The sequence below is a fragment of the Streptomyces sp. 351MFTsu5.1 genome (assembly GCF_000383655.1).
GTDB classification, from domain to species: Bacteria; Actinomycetota; Actinomycetes; order Streptomycetales; family Streptomycetaceae; genus Streptomyces; species Streptomyces griseorubiginosus.
The window spans coordinates 157426-172915 of sequence record NZ_KB911790.1 but is presented as its reverse complement, the minus strand read 5'-3'; the positions used below and the strand labels follow the sequence as shown (position 1 = coordinate 172915).

General features: G+C 68.2%; 11 protein-coding genes and 1 pseudogene. 3 read left to right on the top strand and 9 right to left on the bottom strand.

Features of this window, described 5'->3' with window-relative positions; all coding sequences use genetic code 11:
• Positions 1-220 precede the first annotated feature (220 nt).
• The 5 genes from H295_RS45845 to H295_RS0130950 form a co-directional block, all read right to left on the bottom strand.
• A complete protein-coding gene (locus tag H295_RS45845) occupies positions 221-4543 on the bottom strand; it encodes a WD40 repeat domain-containing protein (protein WP_158691080.1) in 4323 nt (1440 codons plus the stop codon).
• Between the two features lie 13 nt (positions 4544-4556).
• Positions 4557-5153, bottom strand: a complete 597-nt coding sequence (locus tag H295_RS44815) for a hypothetical protein (RefSeq protein WP_158691079.1) — start codon at positions 5151-5153, stop codon at positions 4557-4559.
• Positions 5140-6126 (bottom strand): lipase/acyltransferase domain-containing protein, encoded by a 987-nt coding sequence (locus H295_RS43715; protein ID WP_158691078.1) that lies wholly within the window; start codon positions 6124-6126, stop codon positions 5140-5142. Before H295_RS43715 ends, H295_RS44815 begins: the two co-directional genes overlap by 14 nt.
• A 256-nt stretch (positions 6127-6382) precedes the next feature.
• Positions 6383-6529 carry a hypothetical protein gene (locus tag H295_RS47280; RefSeq protein WP_020139222.1) on the bottom strand — a complete coding sequence of 49 codons (147 nt, stop codon included), beginning with the start codon at positions 6527-6529 and terminating at the stop codon, positions 6383-6385.
• A 56-nt stretch (positions 6530-6585) separates the two neighbouring features.
• Positions 6586-7200 (bottom strand): TetR/AcrR family transcriptional regulator, encoded by a 615-nt coding sequence (locus H295_RS0130950; RefSeq protein ID WP_020139221.1) that lies wholly within the window; start codon positions 7198-7200, stop codon positions 6586-6588.
• 58 nt (positions 7201-7258) lie between these two features.
• Here H295_RS0130950 and H295_RS0130945 point away from each other — a divergent pair, with 58 nt between their 5' ends.
• Positions 7259-7684 carry a VOC family protein gene (locus H295_RS0130945; protein WP_028809907.1) on the top strand — a complete coding sequence of 142 codons (426 nt, stop codon included), beginning with the start codon at positions 7259-7261 and terminating at the stop codon, positions 7682-7684.
• Positions 7685-7734: 50 nt separating this feature from the next.
• Here H295_RS0130945 and H295_RS45835 read toward each other — a convergent pair.
• The 3 genes and pseudogenes from H295_RS45835 to H295_RS0130925 all read right to left on the bottom strand — a co-directional run bounded on the left by H295_RS45835 (position 7735) and on the right by H295_RS0130925 (position 12932).
• Positions 7735-8608, bottom strand: a pseudogene (locus H295_RS45835) (IS5 family transposase).
• Between the two features lie 865 nt (positions 8609-9473).
• Positions 9474-10802 carry a class I SAM-dependent RNA methyltransferase gene (locus H295_RS0130930; protein ID WP_020139218.1) on the bottom strand — a complete coding sequence of 443 codons (1329 nt, stop codon included), beginning with the start codon at positions 10800-10802 and terminating at the stop codon, positions 9474-9476.
• A 78-nt stretch (positions 10803-10880) separates the two neighbouring features.
• Positions 10881-12932, bottom strand: a complete 2052-nt coding sequence (locus tag H295_RS0130925; protein ID WP_020139217.1) for an APC family permease — start codon at positions 12930-12932, stop codon at positions 10881-10883.
• 380 nt (positions 12933-13312) lie between these two features.
• On the opposite strand from H295_RS0130925, the gene H295_RS0130915 reads away from it, so the two are divergent.
• Both H295_RS0130915 and H295_RS0130910 read left to right on the top strand, forming a co-directional pair.
• Positions 13313-13984 carry a potassium channel family protein gene (locus tag H295_RS0130915; RefSeq protein WP_020139215.1) on the top strand — a complete coding sequence of 224 codons (672 nt, stop codon included), beginning with the start codon at positions 13313-13315 and terminating at the stop codon, positions 13982-13984.
• Positions 13984-14658: a potassium channel family protein gene (locus H295_RS0130910; RefSeq protein WP_020139214.1), complete on the top strand. Its 675-nt coding sequence runs from the start codon at positions 13984-13986 to the stop codon at positions 14656-14658. The genes H295_RS0130915 and H295_RS0130910 overlap by 1 nt, the downstream gene beginning before the upstream one ends.
• A gap of 62 nt (positions 14659-14720) precedes the next feature.
• On the opposite strand, the gene H295_RS0130905 is transcribed toward H295_RS0130910, so the two are convergent.
• Complete coding sequence (locus H295_RS0130905; RefSeq protein WP_020139213.1) at positions 14721-15488, bottom strand: DUF3159 domain-containing protein; 768 nt, start codon at positions 15486-15488, stop codon at positions 14721-14723.
• Positions 15489-15490 lie beyond the last annotated feature (2 nt).

Here is a 15490-nt window from a genome sequence, read left to right as displayed (position 1 = left end):
CAGAGCAGGCGCCTTCTAAGCGCCTGCTCTATCGCGATGGGTCACCACGCATGCAATAGCTGAGCAGGAACGGAATACTGATCTATCGCAACGCCACCAATTGGCCGCTTCGTGGCCTGGCCCTAGACGAACTAGGAGCGTGACGAGTCTCGCTGGCCCCGGTGCGCCATCGACTCTGTGAACACGCAACGAATCGGTCGGCGCTGTGAGAGGTGATCTCTTAATCCTGCGACGGATCTGATGCCGGGTCCTCCGAGCCTTCTGCCTTGACTGGATCGCTGGGCAAGGAAGAAATTGCGATCGTGAGGTAGCCGGATGCGGTGCCAACGAAAAGCAGGCCCTGGCCTGTCGCCAGTGCGTGAACGGGTTCCGCCAGGGGCAGCGTGTGCGCGGCATGTGTCCGCGGATCCCAGATCCGCACTGTTCTGTCGCTGCCGGCCGAAACCACGCGAGGACTGCCGTCAGCCGCCCTGAATATGGTCACCGCGTTCACCTCACTGACGTGGCCGGTCAGAGGCGGACCCTCCTGAGCACCCGTACCCGGATTCCAGATCCTCACCGTCCCATCGACACCGGCCGAAACGACGCGAGGACTGCCGTCAGCCGCTGTGAACACCGTCACCGCGTTCACCTCACTGACGTGGCCGGTCAGAGGCGGACCCTCCGCACCACTGTCCGGATCCAAGATCCGCACGGTCCCGTCACCGCCGGCCAGTGCCAGAAGTGTTCTGCCGTCAGCCGCAGTGAACACGGCAATTCCGTTCACCCAGTTGATGTGGACGAACAGGAAATTGTCGTTCTTCGCTCCGGTAGTCGGGTTCCAGATCCATACAGTCCTACTGGCACCGGCCCCGGCCAAGCGAGGAGCGCCGTCAGCGGCGGCAAACACCGTAATGGCGTTCACGAAGCCCATGTGACTGGCCGGCGACGGACTCTGCCTGGCTCCGGAGACCGGATCCCAGATCTGTACCAGTCCACCGGAGCCGGTTGCCAGGCGGGGGCTGCCGTCAACTGCGGCAAATACCGCCATGGCTTTCACCGGGCCGGCGTAACCGGTCTGGCGAGGACCGTCCTGAGCAACGGTAGTTGGGTTCCAGATTCGCACCGTTCCATCGCCGCTGGCCGAGACCAGGCGCGGGTTGCCATCGTCCGCGGTGTATGCCGCCACCGAGTTGACCTCTTGGTCGTGGCCGATGAGCGGTGGACGATCCTGCTCGGCGGTGGCGGGATCCCAGGTTCGCACCGCACCACTCGTGCCAGCCGAAATCAGACGAGGGCTACCGTCAGACGACGTATAGACCCCAACTGCTCTGAGTGCGCGGCCAGTTCTGGCGAAGAGCGAGCGGGTCCGGGTAGGGGTGGCCGGGTTCCAGATGCGCACCTCCCCGTCGTTGCCAACCGACACCAAGCGGGGGCCACCGTCGGGCGCAGTGAACACCGCGAGTGCGTTCACCCTGTCCAGGTGACCGACGAGAGGTGGTCGGTCTTCGGTGCCGGTGGCCGGGTTCCAGATCCGCACCCGCCGGTCATCGCCGCCTGTGGCCACGCGGGGGCTGCCGTCGGCAGAAGTGAACACCGCTACGGCGTTCACCCATTCATTGTGGCCGATCAGAGGCGGACTGTCCTGGGTGCCGGTGGCCGGGTTCCAGATCCTCACCGTCCCATCGGTGCCGGCCGAAACCAGACGGAGACTACCGTTAGCGACGGTAAACACCGCAACCGCCTTCACCTCCCATTCGTGGCCGGTCAGCGGTGGACGATCCTGGGCGCCAGTAGCCGGATCCCAGATCCGCACAGCCCCAGTGGTGCCGGCCGAAACCAGACGAGGACTGCCGTCGGGCGCAGCGAACACCGCCACGGCGCTCACCTTCCAGTCGGTGGCGATCAGAGGTGGGCCGTCCTGGACGCCGGTAGCCGGGTTCCAGATCCTCACCGTCCCATCCCTGCCGGCCGAAGCCAGGCGAGGACTGCCGTCGGGCGCAGCGAACACCGCCACCGCATTCACCGCGTCGGTGTGGCCGGCGAGTTGCAGATGGAGTTGTCGGCGCTGGACATTGCCAGCAATGAGGGTGGGGGGCCACTCAGGCGTACCCGGGGGCGGGGTCCCGATGCTGGGCGGGGCGCCTTGAATATAGGTGGTGCCGAGCAGACGCCACCATCGTCGCCATGCCGTGACATTGCCATCCGACAGATCCTGGGATGGGTCGCCTTGTGCCGCGTGTTGGAGGAGGGCGGTTCCGGCCATGGGGGTAGGAACCTCGGTCGGAGGAACGCTGTGATGCAGAGCTGCAGCGGTGATGCTTGTGAGGTCGAGGAGATCAAGAACGCCGGGATCGCCTGCGAGGTTGTAGAGGGCACCGGAAGTGTGACCGAGTCGGGCATGGGCGGCGAGATGGTGACGGATGTAGGGGCTGACGTCTGCCGGTGGTGGAGCCTCTCTGGTGCCGCTGTGATCCTTGGAATCGGACAGGAAACGGTGAGCCTGACGAGTGAGAGCCGTGACGAGGGAAGTGTGGGCCTGGTCGGTTTGCGGTGCGGTGGAGAAGTGTTCGGTGAAGGTGCGGTGTGCCAGGCGGTAGACGCTTTGGCCATGTTCCTGGTCGAGGGCCAGATAGGGAGCTGCGTCGCGTAGCAGCTGGGGGATGGTGCTGCCGATGTCGACGTTGGTGCTGGTCGGAGCGAGGGCCGCGGCGACGCAAGCCCAGATGCCGTCCTGGTCGGGGAGGCCGCGACCCTGGGCGAGCCCGAGAGCATGCAGGAGGGGGGTGTAGGCAGGGTTGGTGCGGTGAAGGCGTTGCAGTGCGCGGATGAACAGCTGGCGGTGGGTGCGCCCGATCAGTGGAGAGGGATCACGCAGGAGAGCGGGATCGTGCAGGAGCTCGTGGGCGGCGAGGCGGGCGTAGAGGAACTGCTGGGGCTGCGCGCCGTCGTGCTGTTGGTCAGTGGCCAGTCGGTGGACGGCGGTGGCGATGTGAGCGTCGTCGGCGCGCAGGTTGCCGCGCCGCTTCGCAGTGGCGAGTTTGGCGTGCAGGTACCCCGCGAGAGCGTCCGGGTCGCGGGATACCTCGACGTACTGCAAGTCGCCCGCGGCTCCTTGAGCGGTGGGGCGCGGGCGCAGGGCGTCAAGGATGTTCTCGTCGGCGGGGGTGGGCTGGTCGGGACCCTCGTTAGTGGAGCGGCGGGTGCCGACAACGACGCGAACGGTGGGTAGTTCGGCCAACGGACGTAGGAGGTTCGCGGCTATGGTGAGGGGTTGTTCGGCTTCATCTAGGGCGTCGAACAGGAGCGTGAGCGGGATCTGCCGGGAGCGCAGATGGCTGATGAGGCGGTCGGCCAGATCAGCGGGAGGCCGGCCGTCGTTCGCTTGCTGGGCGAGATCAGGTAGGCCGGCGGCGTGGGCGATGAGTTGGAGAGTGGTGCCGAAGGTGAGGCCGGAGAGGTGTGTGACGACATCGAATGGATCATCGGGGCACGGTGTACCGGCAGGCAGGGGCAGCAAATGGCCATGCCGGATGAGGATCTCGCGCAGGTGAGTGCGAGTGTGCAGGAGGACGTGGCCCAGGAGGGCTGATTTACCCGCTCCGGCGGGGCCGGTAACGACAAGGGCGCCGTGGCTGGTGGAGTTGAGCCAATGAAGGATGCGGCCGCGTTCCCTGGCGCGGCCGTGAAAGTACCAGGCGAGTTCACCTAGTTCGGCGCCGCTGGCCTTCGGCAGGAAGTGGCGCTGTTCGTCGATGGGCAGCTGATCAATGACTGCCTGAAGTTCCGCTAGCTGGTCCAGCGGCGCGGACACGGCTGCGGCCGCATCCGGGAGCATGCGGACGAGTTGGTCGCGGTGGTCGTCGACGGTGTCGCCGCGGAAGCCGCCAAGCTCATGGGCGAGGTGGAGGCCGAGGGTGGCGAGGCCGATGGCTGGCTGTCCCCGGAAAGTGACATTCAGGGCCCGGTCGAGCGCCCGGGTGAATGCGCCCAGTTCCGTGTAACCCTCGGCAGCGGTGGACAGCAGCAAGTAGCGGCTAGCGTCGGGGTGCCTGGTGAGAAGTTCGGCATGGACCGCCTGGGCGAAGCGGCGTGAGAAGCAGGAGTCGACGACGACGATCGCCCAGCGTCCTTCGGTGGCGGGGTGGAGCTGACGCGTGCCGATCGCACGGGCGATGTCGTACGCGCTTACACCGCCACCGCCTCGTGCCGGGCTGCGGTAGTGGACAAGGGCGTCGGTACTTCCGTGACCGACCCAGTAGAGAACAGTGTTCCCTCTGTGGGGAGGGACGGTGTCGCCGGACCAGACACCGAGCCGGTCGTCGACCGCCTGGCGGTCTCGCGCTTCTTCCGTGACTTCCCACGGGGTGACGTGCAGGCCGTAGGGAGCGAGTAGATCGGCGATCGCCCGGACGTGCTGGTTAGTCTTCAGGTGCGGGTGGTGCTGGTAAGCGGTGAAGTTCACCGGGAACAGCTCAATCGCACCGTCGATGCGGAGGGAGCCTACTGTGCGCTCACCGACAGCGGAGTCCGATGGGTCGGGTGGAGTGATCGAAGTGGCCATGTCGGGTCGCTGATCAGGCGTCAGGTGGAGCACTGACAAGGACTAGTTGGGCGATGGGCACGTGGCTTCCCGTGGCCAGGACCACGCGGTACAGGTCGGGCGCATCAGGGGTGAATCGGGCGGCCAAGGCTCCGTCGGGGCGGTCCGGGTCGCGCCGGAGGGTGAGCGGGTGGCCAACAACACGTCCTGTGGTGACGCTGCGGACAGTCAGGGTCACGCCTGCAGGGCTTTCGAGGCCGGTGACCCGAAAGGTGAGTGGACAGCCGAAGGCCCCACCGAGGCTCGGGGTTTCGAGGCCGGGCCCTTCGTTGCTGGACTCGGCACCGAGATGGATGCCCTGCGGGCGTTCCAAAGCGATACGACGCACCTGCCGCAAGACTTCGTCGTGACGCATCAACGTGCCGTGCTGGCCGAACACGTAGGTGATCGCCCCGGTGCCAGCCTGAGCGGACGGCCCATGAACAGTGCCGTCGCCGTACGTGTTGCGACGAGAGGGAATCCCGGTGCGCGGGTCCCGGACCAGGTTGCCGTCGTCGCCGACGTCGAAGGCATGATGACGGCCCACTACGACCGCTCTGCCCGTGCGTCTCTGCTCTTCAATGCTCTGCACGGTCGCCTGTGCCTCGCCAACGATCGATCGGTGGCCCGGCAGCACGAGTCTGTTCTCTCGGGCGTGCGTGTTCGCTGAGCGACCGTGCTGCGAGATGGGGGTCGCCACCGAACCGGGCGACCTCTGCCTCGGTGAGCCGCTCGACTGTCAGGCCCCGGTCTATGCAGCGGTAGCCAGGCAGCAGGTCGTGTACGCCGGGTAGTGTTGCCGCCATCTTCTGGACACTCTGGTTCAACCAGGTCGGCTTGGCTTCGGCTTGCTGGAGATTAAGTGCGAGGATGGCCTTCACCGAGCCTAGGAACGGCGTGCCAACGGAGATCACGGCCCGGGTATCGGCCGCGAGTTCCGGGTCCTGCTCCAGCGCGGCCCGCACCACGAGCCCACCCATCGAGTGGGCGGCGAACAGCAGCCGGGGCTGCCGCTCCCCTGCAGCACGCCACTCGGGCCGGGCAGCGACCTGCTCGCGCCACCGGGTGAGGTGGGCGCGGGCCTCTCGGGCCAGCACAGCCCCGTTGTACGAGACGGCCAGCCGCCAGTCGTAGGGGAAGGCGGCCACCGCATCGGGAGCCAGAGTGACGGTCCGCAGCGCCTGGCAGAGATCCGTGTAGGGATCGAGCCCCTCGAAGACGGGCAGCCACCACGGTCGGGCCAGCAGCAACGTGGCCCGGATCCGGGTCAGCGGCCTACTCCGGGCAGTGTCAGCGTCGGCTGCCTGCTCCAGTGCATTGGCGTGCAGTGCGCTGAACAGGCCGTTTCCGGTAAGCGAGTCTTGCAGCATCGCCAGGTCTACGCCCCATAACGGGCGGCTGGTGCTGCTCTCCTCCAGGAGACTACCCATGATGCCCGGCACCACGACGCAGGCGTCCCTGGTCCGGTCATCGAACACCGGTAACGTCCCGCCGAACGGCATGACGCCACCAAGCCTGTCGCTTTCATCCCCCGAAGTCCCCACATCTCCACGGTAATGCAGCACGCTGCCGCCTGTGCACGCTTCGCTGAGAACGCCGGTGCTCCAGGAGTCGTCCGCGACTCCTGATGACGGCGGTCGCCTGTACATTGGACAAGTCCGGCGCCCGTGAGCGGCTTGTATTCCCGCGTTCGGAAGGGTCGTTGATCGAACCAAGAGTTTGGGCGCGGCTGCGGCGCTTTCGGTGCCCTCATCGGTCCGCCCCGCCTTCGGCAGCGAACTCTCGCGGATGGCGGCCTAGGGCCTGTTGTGAAAATGCTGGTCACAGCCATTCGTTGATGGCTGCGATCAGCACTGTCGCTTCGTAGCGGACGGCGAGTTTTTCGATTGGCGCGTCCCTGGACGCGGACCGCACCGCGGCCACGATCGTGGCCGCCATCCAGGGCGGGGCGGTGATCCTGATGCCCACCGGCCGGATCGCCCACCTCGAAGCCGCACTCGACACCGTGATGGCCTTTCTCCGGACTACCGCCCCACAGGGGCGGCCCCGGCGGCGATGTCCCGGGCGGTTCGGGCCGCCCTGTCCGCGGTGGCGTCCAACGCCTGACCGGAGACGCCGAACAGCCCCTGCCGCAGGAAGACGGCAATGCCGTGGGCTGCGGAGGCGACGCGCAGCAGCAGGTCGTAGGCGGTCTCATCGTCCGGCGTGAGACGGGTCGCGGCGGGCAGGAGGGTGCCGAGCAACTCCTCGCCGGCGGCGGCGAGGCCCGGGTGCTCGGTCTTGTCCAGGCCGGCGGAGAAAGTGACGTCGAACAGGGCTCGGTCGTCCGCCGCAAAGCGGACGTAGGCCGCGGCGAACGCCGCCAACTGCTCGACCGGGTCCGCGGAGCCGGCCATGGCCAGGGTGAAGCGCTCGCGCTGCTCGCGGTAGCCGCGTTCGGCCAGGACAGCGAGCAGGGCGTCGCGGTCGGCGAAGTGCTTGTACGGCGCGGCGACACTGACCCCGGCTCGGCGGCTGGCCTCGGCCAGCGTGAAGCCGTGGGGCCCGCGCTCGGCGACCAGCGCGAGCGCCGCCTCCTCCAGGGCCCGCCGCAGGTCGCCATGGTGCTGGCCGGTGCGCCGCTTGACAGGGTGGGTCACACCCGTAAGGTTAACAGCATTCACCAGGTAAACGGCATTAACCTCGAAGGTGCTCGCCTTGCCGACCCCTACAGCCCGCTTTCATCACGTCAGCCTGTCCGTGGCCGACCTCGACGCCCTGGAGCGCTGGTACGGCGCCGCACTCGGCCTCGACCAGGTCGAGGAGCGCGTCGACCTGCCCGAGGCGGGCGTGCGCACCGCCGTCCTGTCGGACGGGCACGGCCTACGTATCGAGCTGATCGAGCGCGAGGGCTCCCAGCAGGTGTCCCGCCCCGATCCCCTGTCCGCCGCGGGCGAGCGAACCTACGGCCACCTCGCCCTGCAAGTTGTGGACCTTGACGCGGTGTTCGCCCGTCTGACCGACACCTTGGAGGCCGGAGCGGTGTCCGAACCCGGGCAGGGTGCCTCCGCCGGCATGCGCTTCGCCTACGTCCACGACCCGGAGGGCAACCTTCTCGAACTCATCGAGATCCGCGGCGGCTGAGCCGGGCCGGACCCGAAGGTTGCGGCCCGCCCCTGTTGTGAAAGTGCTGGTCACAGCCATTCGTTGATGGCTGCGATCAGCACTTTCGCCTCGTAGCGGACGGAGAGCTTGTCGTACCTCGTGGCGACGGCGCGGTGGCGCTTGAGGCGGTTGATCCCGCACTCGACCGCGTGCCGCTGCTTGCAGTCGTCCTTGTCGAACTTCGGAGGCCGACCGCCGCGTGAGCCGCGTTGTTCCCGATTGCGGACCCTGTCTGCCGGGATGGGGATCGTTACCCTGATCCCGCGCCTGCGCAGGTAGGAACGGTTGCTGCGGGAGTCGTACGCCTATCGGCTCTAACACGGTCCGGTCGCTTGCGCGGCCTGCCGAGGCCGAGCCGGGGCACCCGGATCGCTTCCAGGACAGCCTCGAACTGCGGCGAATCACCGCGCTGCCCGGCCGTGATCAACACCGCCAGGGGCTTCTGCCCCTGCTCGACCGCGAGGTGAATCTTGCTCGTCAGCCCGCCGCGCGAGCGTCCGAGTCCGTGGTCCGCAGGCTCGATGAAGACCCCGCCGGGCGGCTCCTTCTGGAGATCCCCCTTTTCACCGCTCCGGCCGCGTGCTGATGGGCCCGGCAGACGGTGGAATCCACGCTCACATCCCAGGTGATCAGGCCCTTGGCATCGGCCTCGGCCTGGAGCCGGGTCAAGATGCCGGCCCAGGTTCCGTCCCGCTGCCAGCGTCGGAAGAGGTCATATACCCGGTCCCACGGTCCATAGCGCTCGGGCACGTCCCGCAAGGGAGCACCGGTGCGGGTCCGCCACCGTATGCCGTCTATCAGCTGCCGCCGTGTCCACACCTGCGGCCGACCCGGCTTGATACCCCGCGGCAGCAGCGGCTCAACCCGGGCCCACTGGCCGTTCGTCAGATCCCCACGTCCCACAGCACGTGATCATCAACCAACAAGATCCACTTTCGCAACAGGCCCTAGTCGACGACGCGAACATGCGACTCGGGGGTCCGGGTGCTCGCGCCTCGGTGTCCGATCGCCGCATCAGAGACCATCTGAAGCGTCCACGACTGCACGGGCATGCTTCCCAGCCGCCCGCTCCAGCACCTCGCCCAGCTTGCCCGAGGTGTCCAATCGAATTCTCAACGAGCAGCGACCACGCAGACCTCTCCCTGCCTGAACTCGGCCACCTCCGCCCTACTCCGCCGGAGCGCGGGAGGGCTGTGCTGGCGGTCGGCCTCACCGGCCATAGACTTTTCGCCGCTGCCCCCGGCCAAGTGCGCGTCGACCGTGTCGTACAACTGCCGTGCCTCGGTGGACGCCGGCAGCTGCCGGGCGTCCCCGATGGCGATGCGCAGAACAAGCCCACGACGCCCAGAACGCTCACCGGTACGGGCAGGGCGGTCTCGCTGGCTTAGCTGTACTCGGCTGGGAGGCGCGTGACACGCCTGCTGCCGGTTGTTGCACAGTGGGACTGGTCTGGGACTTCCGGCTGTATCAACAAGCACGAGCATGGAACAGCCGAAAGGCCATCAGTATTGGTCAGCGGCTAAAAATTGCCTACCGCGGTAGCTCAGCGCGTTCGCTGGTCTCTTCTGGGACACCTGATCTCAGGTCCCGGCGACTCCACTCGGCATTGCATCGTAGCTCGCAGTTTTAACGCCGCCTGACCTGTCCAGCGTCCGCCTGACACCCCATCAGAACGAGCGTCAAATGAGCGTCACGAGCGTCATTTCGGCGTCAAGATATCGCCCGTAACGCCCACACCGCACATTATGCGCACAGGTAAAACCGCAGGTCAGGAGCCCTTGACGGCGGGTTCGAGGATGGCGACGCACTCCACATGATGAGTCATCGGAAACAGATCGAACACCCGAAGCGTCCGCACCCGGTACCCCCCGTCCCGGAAGTACCCCAGATCCCGGGCCAACGCCGCCGGATCGCAGGCGACGTACGCGATGCGCCGCGCCCCCAGGGACGACAGGTGCTGCACCGTCTTGCGGCCGGCGCCCGCCCGCGGCGGGTCCAGGACGATCAGGTCGACCTCGGTGATGCCCGTCCGCGGCAGGACGCTCTCGACCTTGCCCTGCTCGACGCGGACCCGGTCGAAGTCGGCGAGGTTGTGGCGGGCGTCCTCGACCGCGCGCTTGCCCGACTCGATGCCGAGCACCGCGCCCTGGTCGCCGAGCCGGTCGGCGAGCGCGCCCGCGAACAGGCCGACACCGCAGTAGAGGTCGAGCGCCATCTCGCCCTTGCGCGGCAGCAGACCCTGCATGACGGCCTTCACCAGGGTGTCGGCGGCCTGCGGGTGGACCTGCCAGAAGCCGCCGCTGCCCACCCGGTGGGTGCGGCCGTCGGCGCGCTCGCGCACGAACGCGCGGCCGTGGACGCGGTGGATACCGCCGTCCTTCTCCTCGACCCGCATGACGGAGACCGGCTTGTCCAGTTCGACCAGGGGCAGCCGGGCGCCCGGCCGGGGCTCCAGGATGACCATGCGGTCCTGCGAACCCGTCGCCGCGATCGCCTCCACCGACGCCATGCCCGACCAGTCGCGCTCCTCGATGCCCAGCTCGCTCACGCCCGGCGCGGCGATCATGCAGTGCTCGATCGGCTCGACCTCGTGCGAACGGTGGCGGCGCAGGCCCGCGTTGCCGTCGGCGTCCACCGCGTACTGCACGCGCGTGCGCCACGCCGGAACCTCGCCCGCCGGCAGCTTGTCGCCCTCGGCCGGCATCACGGTGCCGTCCCAGCCGGCCTCCTCGGGGGTGAGTCCCGCGAGCCGCTGCAGCTGCTCGGCCACCACCTCGCCCTTGAGGCGCCGCTGCGCCCCCGGCTTGGCGTGCTGCCAGTCGCAGCCGCCGCAGCGGCCGGGACCGGCGTAGGGACAGGGCGCCTCGATGCGGTCCTTGGACGCCTCCAGCACGGTGACGGCGTCGGCACGCAGGAACCGCGCGCCCTCCTCGCCCTCGGTCACCCGGGCCACCACCCGCTCACCGGGCAGGGTGTGCCGCACGAACAGCACCTGGCCGTCGGTTGTCCGGGCAATGCAGTGCCCGCCGTGGGCGACCGGGCCGACCTCGACCTCGAACTCCGTCCCCACCAGCGATTTCTTCGGTTCTGCCTGCATGGCGGGGTGACTCCAAAAAGGTGAGGGACACGCGTCCGCGAAAGTGGGCGACCCGCGTGGGGACAACAGCCGTCCAGTCTACTTCGGCTCCGACGGCTCCTTCGCCCGGTCCACGGCGGCCGGACCGCGCCGCACCGAACCCGGCGCGTTCCACTCCTGCCGCCTGCGGGCCCGCAGCTTCGCCGCCTCGGAGGACTGGAGCTGGTACGGCACCGAGGTCACCATGACCCCCGGCGTGAACAGCAGGCGCCCCTTCAGCCTGAGGGCGCTCTGGTTGTGCAGCAGATGCTCGTACCAGTGTCCGACCACGTACTCGGGGATGATCACGGCCACCGCGTCCCGCGGCGACTCCTTCCGCAGCCCCTTCACGTACTCGATGATCGGCCGGGTGATCTCGCGGTACGGCGAGTCGAGCACCTTCAGGGGTACGTCGATCCCGCGCCGCTCCCACTCGGCGCGCAGGGCCTTGGTCTCGGCCGGGTCCACGTTGACGCTGAGGGCTTCCAGCGAGTCCGAGCGCATCAGCTTGGCGTAGGCGAGGGCGCGCAGCGCCGGGCGGTGGATCTTGGAGATCAGCACGACGGAGTGGACCCGGGACGGCCGCAGGCTGTCGTCGCTCGGGCCCTCGGGCGCGGCGAGTTCCTCGGCGACGCGGTCGTAGTGCTTACGGATCGCGGTCATCGTCGCGTAGAAGATGCACATGCCGAGCAGGGCCACCCAGGCGCCGTGGGTGAACTTGGTGACCAGGACGACGACCAGGACGAGCCCGGTGAAGAAGGCGCCGAAGGCGTTGATCGCGCGGGAGCGGATCATGTGGGTGCGCTTGGCGGGGTCCTTCTCGGTCGCCAGGTGGCGGTTCCAGTGCCGGACCATGCCGGTCTGGCTGAGCGTGAAGGACACGAACACACCGACGATGTACAGCTGGATCAGGCGCGTCGAGTCGGCGCCGTAGATCCACACCAGCATCGCGGCCGCGCCCGCCAGCAGCACGATGCCGTTGGAGAAGGCGAGACGGTCGCCGCGGGTGTGCAGCTGACGCGGGAGGTAGCGGTCCTGCGCGAGGATCGAGCCGAGCAGCGGGAAGCCGTTGTAGGCCGTGTTGGCGGCCAGGAACAGCACCAGCGCGGTGGCCGCGGCCAGCACGATGAACAGGAAGCTGCCCTTGCCGAAGACGGCCTCGGCGACCTGGGAGATCACCGGGTTCTGGACGTAGCCGGAGCCGAGCGCGACGCCGTTGTGGATCAGGTCGGTGGCCGGGTTCTCGGCCATGCGGACGTTGGTCTCCATGGCCAGCGCGATGATCCCGCAGAACATGGTGACGGCGAGCAGGCCCATCGCCGCGAGCGTGGTCGCCGCGTTCTTGGACTTGGGCTTGCGGAAGGCCGGCACACCGTTGGAGATCGCCTCGACACCGGTGAGCGCGGCGCAGCCGGACGAGAAGGCGCGCAGCAGCAGGAAGACCAGCGCGAAGCCCGCCAGGCCCTGATGTTCGGCCTTGATGTGATAGTCCGCCGTCGGCGCCCGCATGGTGTCACCGAGCACCAGTCCGCGGAACGCGCCCCACGCGATCATGATGAAGACGCCCGCGACGAAGACATAGGTCGGGATCGCGAAGAGCGAGCCGGACTCCTTGACCCCGCGCAGGTTCATCAGCGTCAGCAGCACGATCACGGCGATCGCGCAGAGCACCTTGTGCTCGACCACGAACGGGATCGCGGAGCCGAGGTTCTCGATGCCGGAGGCGATGGAGACGGCGACGGTGAGGACGTAGTCGACGAGCAGGGCGCTGGCGACGGTGAGGCCCGCCTTGGGCCCGAGGTTGGTGGTGGCCACCTCGTAGTCGCCGCCGCCGCTCGGGTAGGCGTGCACGTTCTGCCGGTAGGAGGCGACCACGGTGAACATCAGCACGACGACCGCGACGGCGATCCAGGGGCTGAAGTGGTACGCCGACACGCCCGCGATGGACAGGACCAGCAGCACCTCGCCGGGCGCGTACGCCACGGAGGACAGCGGGTCGGAGGCGAACACGGGAAGCGCGATGCGCTTCGGCAGGAGCGTTTCCCCGAGCCGGTCACTGCGCAGTGCGCGCCCGATCAGGATCCGTTTGGGCACGTCGGTCAGTTTGGACACAACAGAGAAGCGTAAGCGTTCGAACGTGCGCTCAACCACCCGGCACCCCGCATCTGCTCTCCGGGTGAAAACCGGGCTCTCCCCGGCTGCGGATTCCGCGGGCACCCGGATCCGCATGCCTATATGACAAGACCCCGTCCGACCTCGCCCCCGGAGGCCTCATGTACACGACCGCCGAGCTGATCGGTGCCGCCGCCGCCCTCGTCGGCCTCGGAATCCTGACCCTCGCGAGCGTCCGCAGCATCAGCCGCCGTTGACGACGCGAAGTGGGGGCAACCGTGCACAGGGGTGCCCTCGTCCTACCGCGCGTGTGTAGCTTGGGCCTCTGTCTGAGACCCTGATGTGGCTGAGCAGTAGTTATTGACACCGGAAGGACGGTCGTGCACATCGTCATCATGGGCTGCGGGAGAGTGGGTTCCGCTCTCGCCCAGACCCTGGAGCAACAGGGGCACACGGTCGCCGTGATCGACCAGGACCCCACCGCCTTCCGACGACTGGGCTCCGGTTTCGGCGGCCGTCGTGTGACCGGAGTCGGCTTCGACCAGGACACCCTGCGCGAGGCGGGCATCGAGGAGGCCGGCGCCTTCGCAGCGGTCTCCAGCGGCGACAACTCCAACATCATCGCCGCGCGGGTCGCCCGCGAGATGTTCGGCATCGAGAACGTCGCGGCCCGTATCTACGACCCCCGGCGTGCCGAGGTCTACCAGCGTCTGGGCATCCCGACGGTGGCCACGGTCCGCTGGACGGCGGACCAGATGCTGCGCCGGCTGCTGCCGTCCGGCGCGGAGCCGCTGTGGCGCGATCCCACGGGCGGGGTCCAGCTGGCGGAGGTGCACGCCTCGTCCGCCTGGGTCGGCCACAAGATCAGCAGGTTGCAGGAGGAGACGGGCGTCCGGGTGGCGTTCCTGACCCGCCTCGGGGAGGCGATCCTGCCCACCTCGCAGACCGTGCTCCAGGAGGGTGACCTGGTGCACGTGATGATGCGTACGGACGACATCGAGAAGGTCGAGGCGTCCTTCGCCGAGGGCCCCGAAGAGGAGGGCGGTCACTGATGAGGGTCGCCATTGCCGGTGCCGGCGCGGTCGGGCGCTCGATCGCGGGCGAGCTGCTGGAGAACGGCCACGAGGTCCTTCTCGTCGACAAGGCGCCGACCGCCATCTCGGTCGAGCGCGTCCCGCAGGCGGAGTGGCTGCTGGCCGACGCCTGCGAGATCACGTCCTTGGACGAGGCCGCGCTCCAGCGCTGCAACGTCGTGATCGCCGCGACCGGCGACGACAAGGTCAACCTGGTCGTCTCCCTGCTCGCAAAGACGGAGTACGGCGTCCCGCGCGTCGTCGCCCGGGTGAACAACCCGAAGAACGAGTGGCTGTTCAACGAGTCCTGGGGCGTGGACGTCGCCGTCTCGACGCCCCGTCTGATGTCCGCCCTGGTCGAGGAGGCGGTGAGCGTCGGCGACCTGGTCCGCCTGCTCCGCTTCAGCCACGGCGACGCGAACCTCGTCGAGCTGACCCTCCCGGAGGAGTCGGCCCTGGCCGGCACCACGGTCGGCGACGTGGAGTGGCCCGAGGACACCTCCCTGGTGACCATCATCCGCGGCACCCGCGTCCTCACCCCGTCCCAGGACGACTCCCTGGAGGCGGGCGACGAACTCCTGTTCGTGGCGGCCCAGGCCCGCGAGGAGCAGCTGGAGGACCTGCTGTCGGTCCGCAAGGAAGAAGCGTCCTAGCGGTTACGACGACGGAGGGCGCCCTGCGTGATGCAGGGCGCCCTCCGTCGTCGTGGAGCGGTCTAGGCTTCCCGCCGGTGCCGCCCGCCCGCGGTCTCACCCTGCTCCGCACGCTCCGCCGCCAGCGCGGCCTTGCGCTCCTCCTCGGCCTTCTCCTCGGCCTCCATCTCCGCGAACACGTCGATCGGAGCGGGCGCCTTCGCGAGGAAGACCCAGGTCAGCCATACAGCCAGCAGGAAGGGCGGGATCTTCAGGGCGACCAGGACCCAGCCGAGCTGGGCGGTGTCGGCCCACCAGTACAGCGGGAAGAGGATCGCGCACTTGGCGAGCAGGATGCCGCCCCAGGCGTAACTGGCCTTGGCGTACGCCTTCTTGCGGCCGGGGTTGCGGGTCCGCCAGGAGAGGTTCTCCTTGAAGACCGGGCCGAGGATGAGCCCCATCAGCGGTACACCCGCGAGGGTGCTGATGACGTACGCCAGGCCCAGGCCCAGGGTGTACAGCATGCCGGGCAGGTAGAAGTTCTTGGCGTTGCCGGTCATCATCGCGAAGACGACACCGAAGGCGACGCCGAAGACCCCGCTGAAGGCGTGCTTGACGGTGTCGCGCATGACCAGGCGGACCACGACCAGCAGCAGGGACACCGCGAGCGCGGCGATCGCCGACAGGTGCAGGTCCTTGTTGATCGTGAAGATCGTGACGAAGAGCAGCCCTGGCAGGACCGTCTCGACCATGCCCCGGACGCCGCCGAACGCCTCGAACAGGGCGGCCTCGGTCACCGCCCGCGCGTCGTCGGTCTCAGTGTCTTCGGTCGGCTTGTCGAGAGACGTCACCG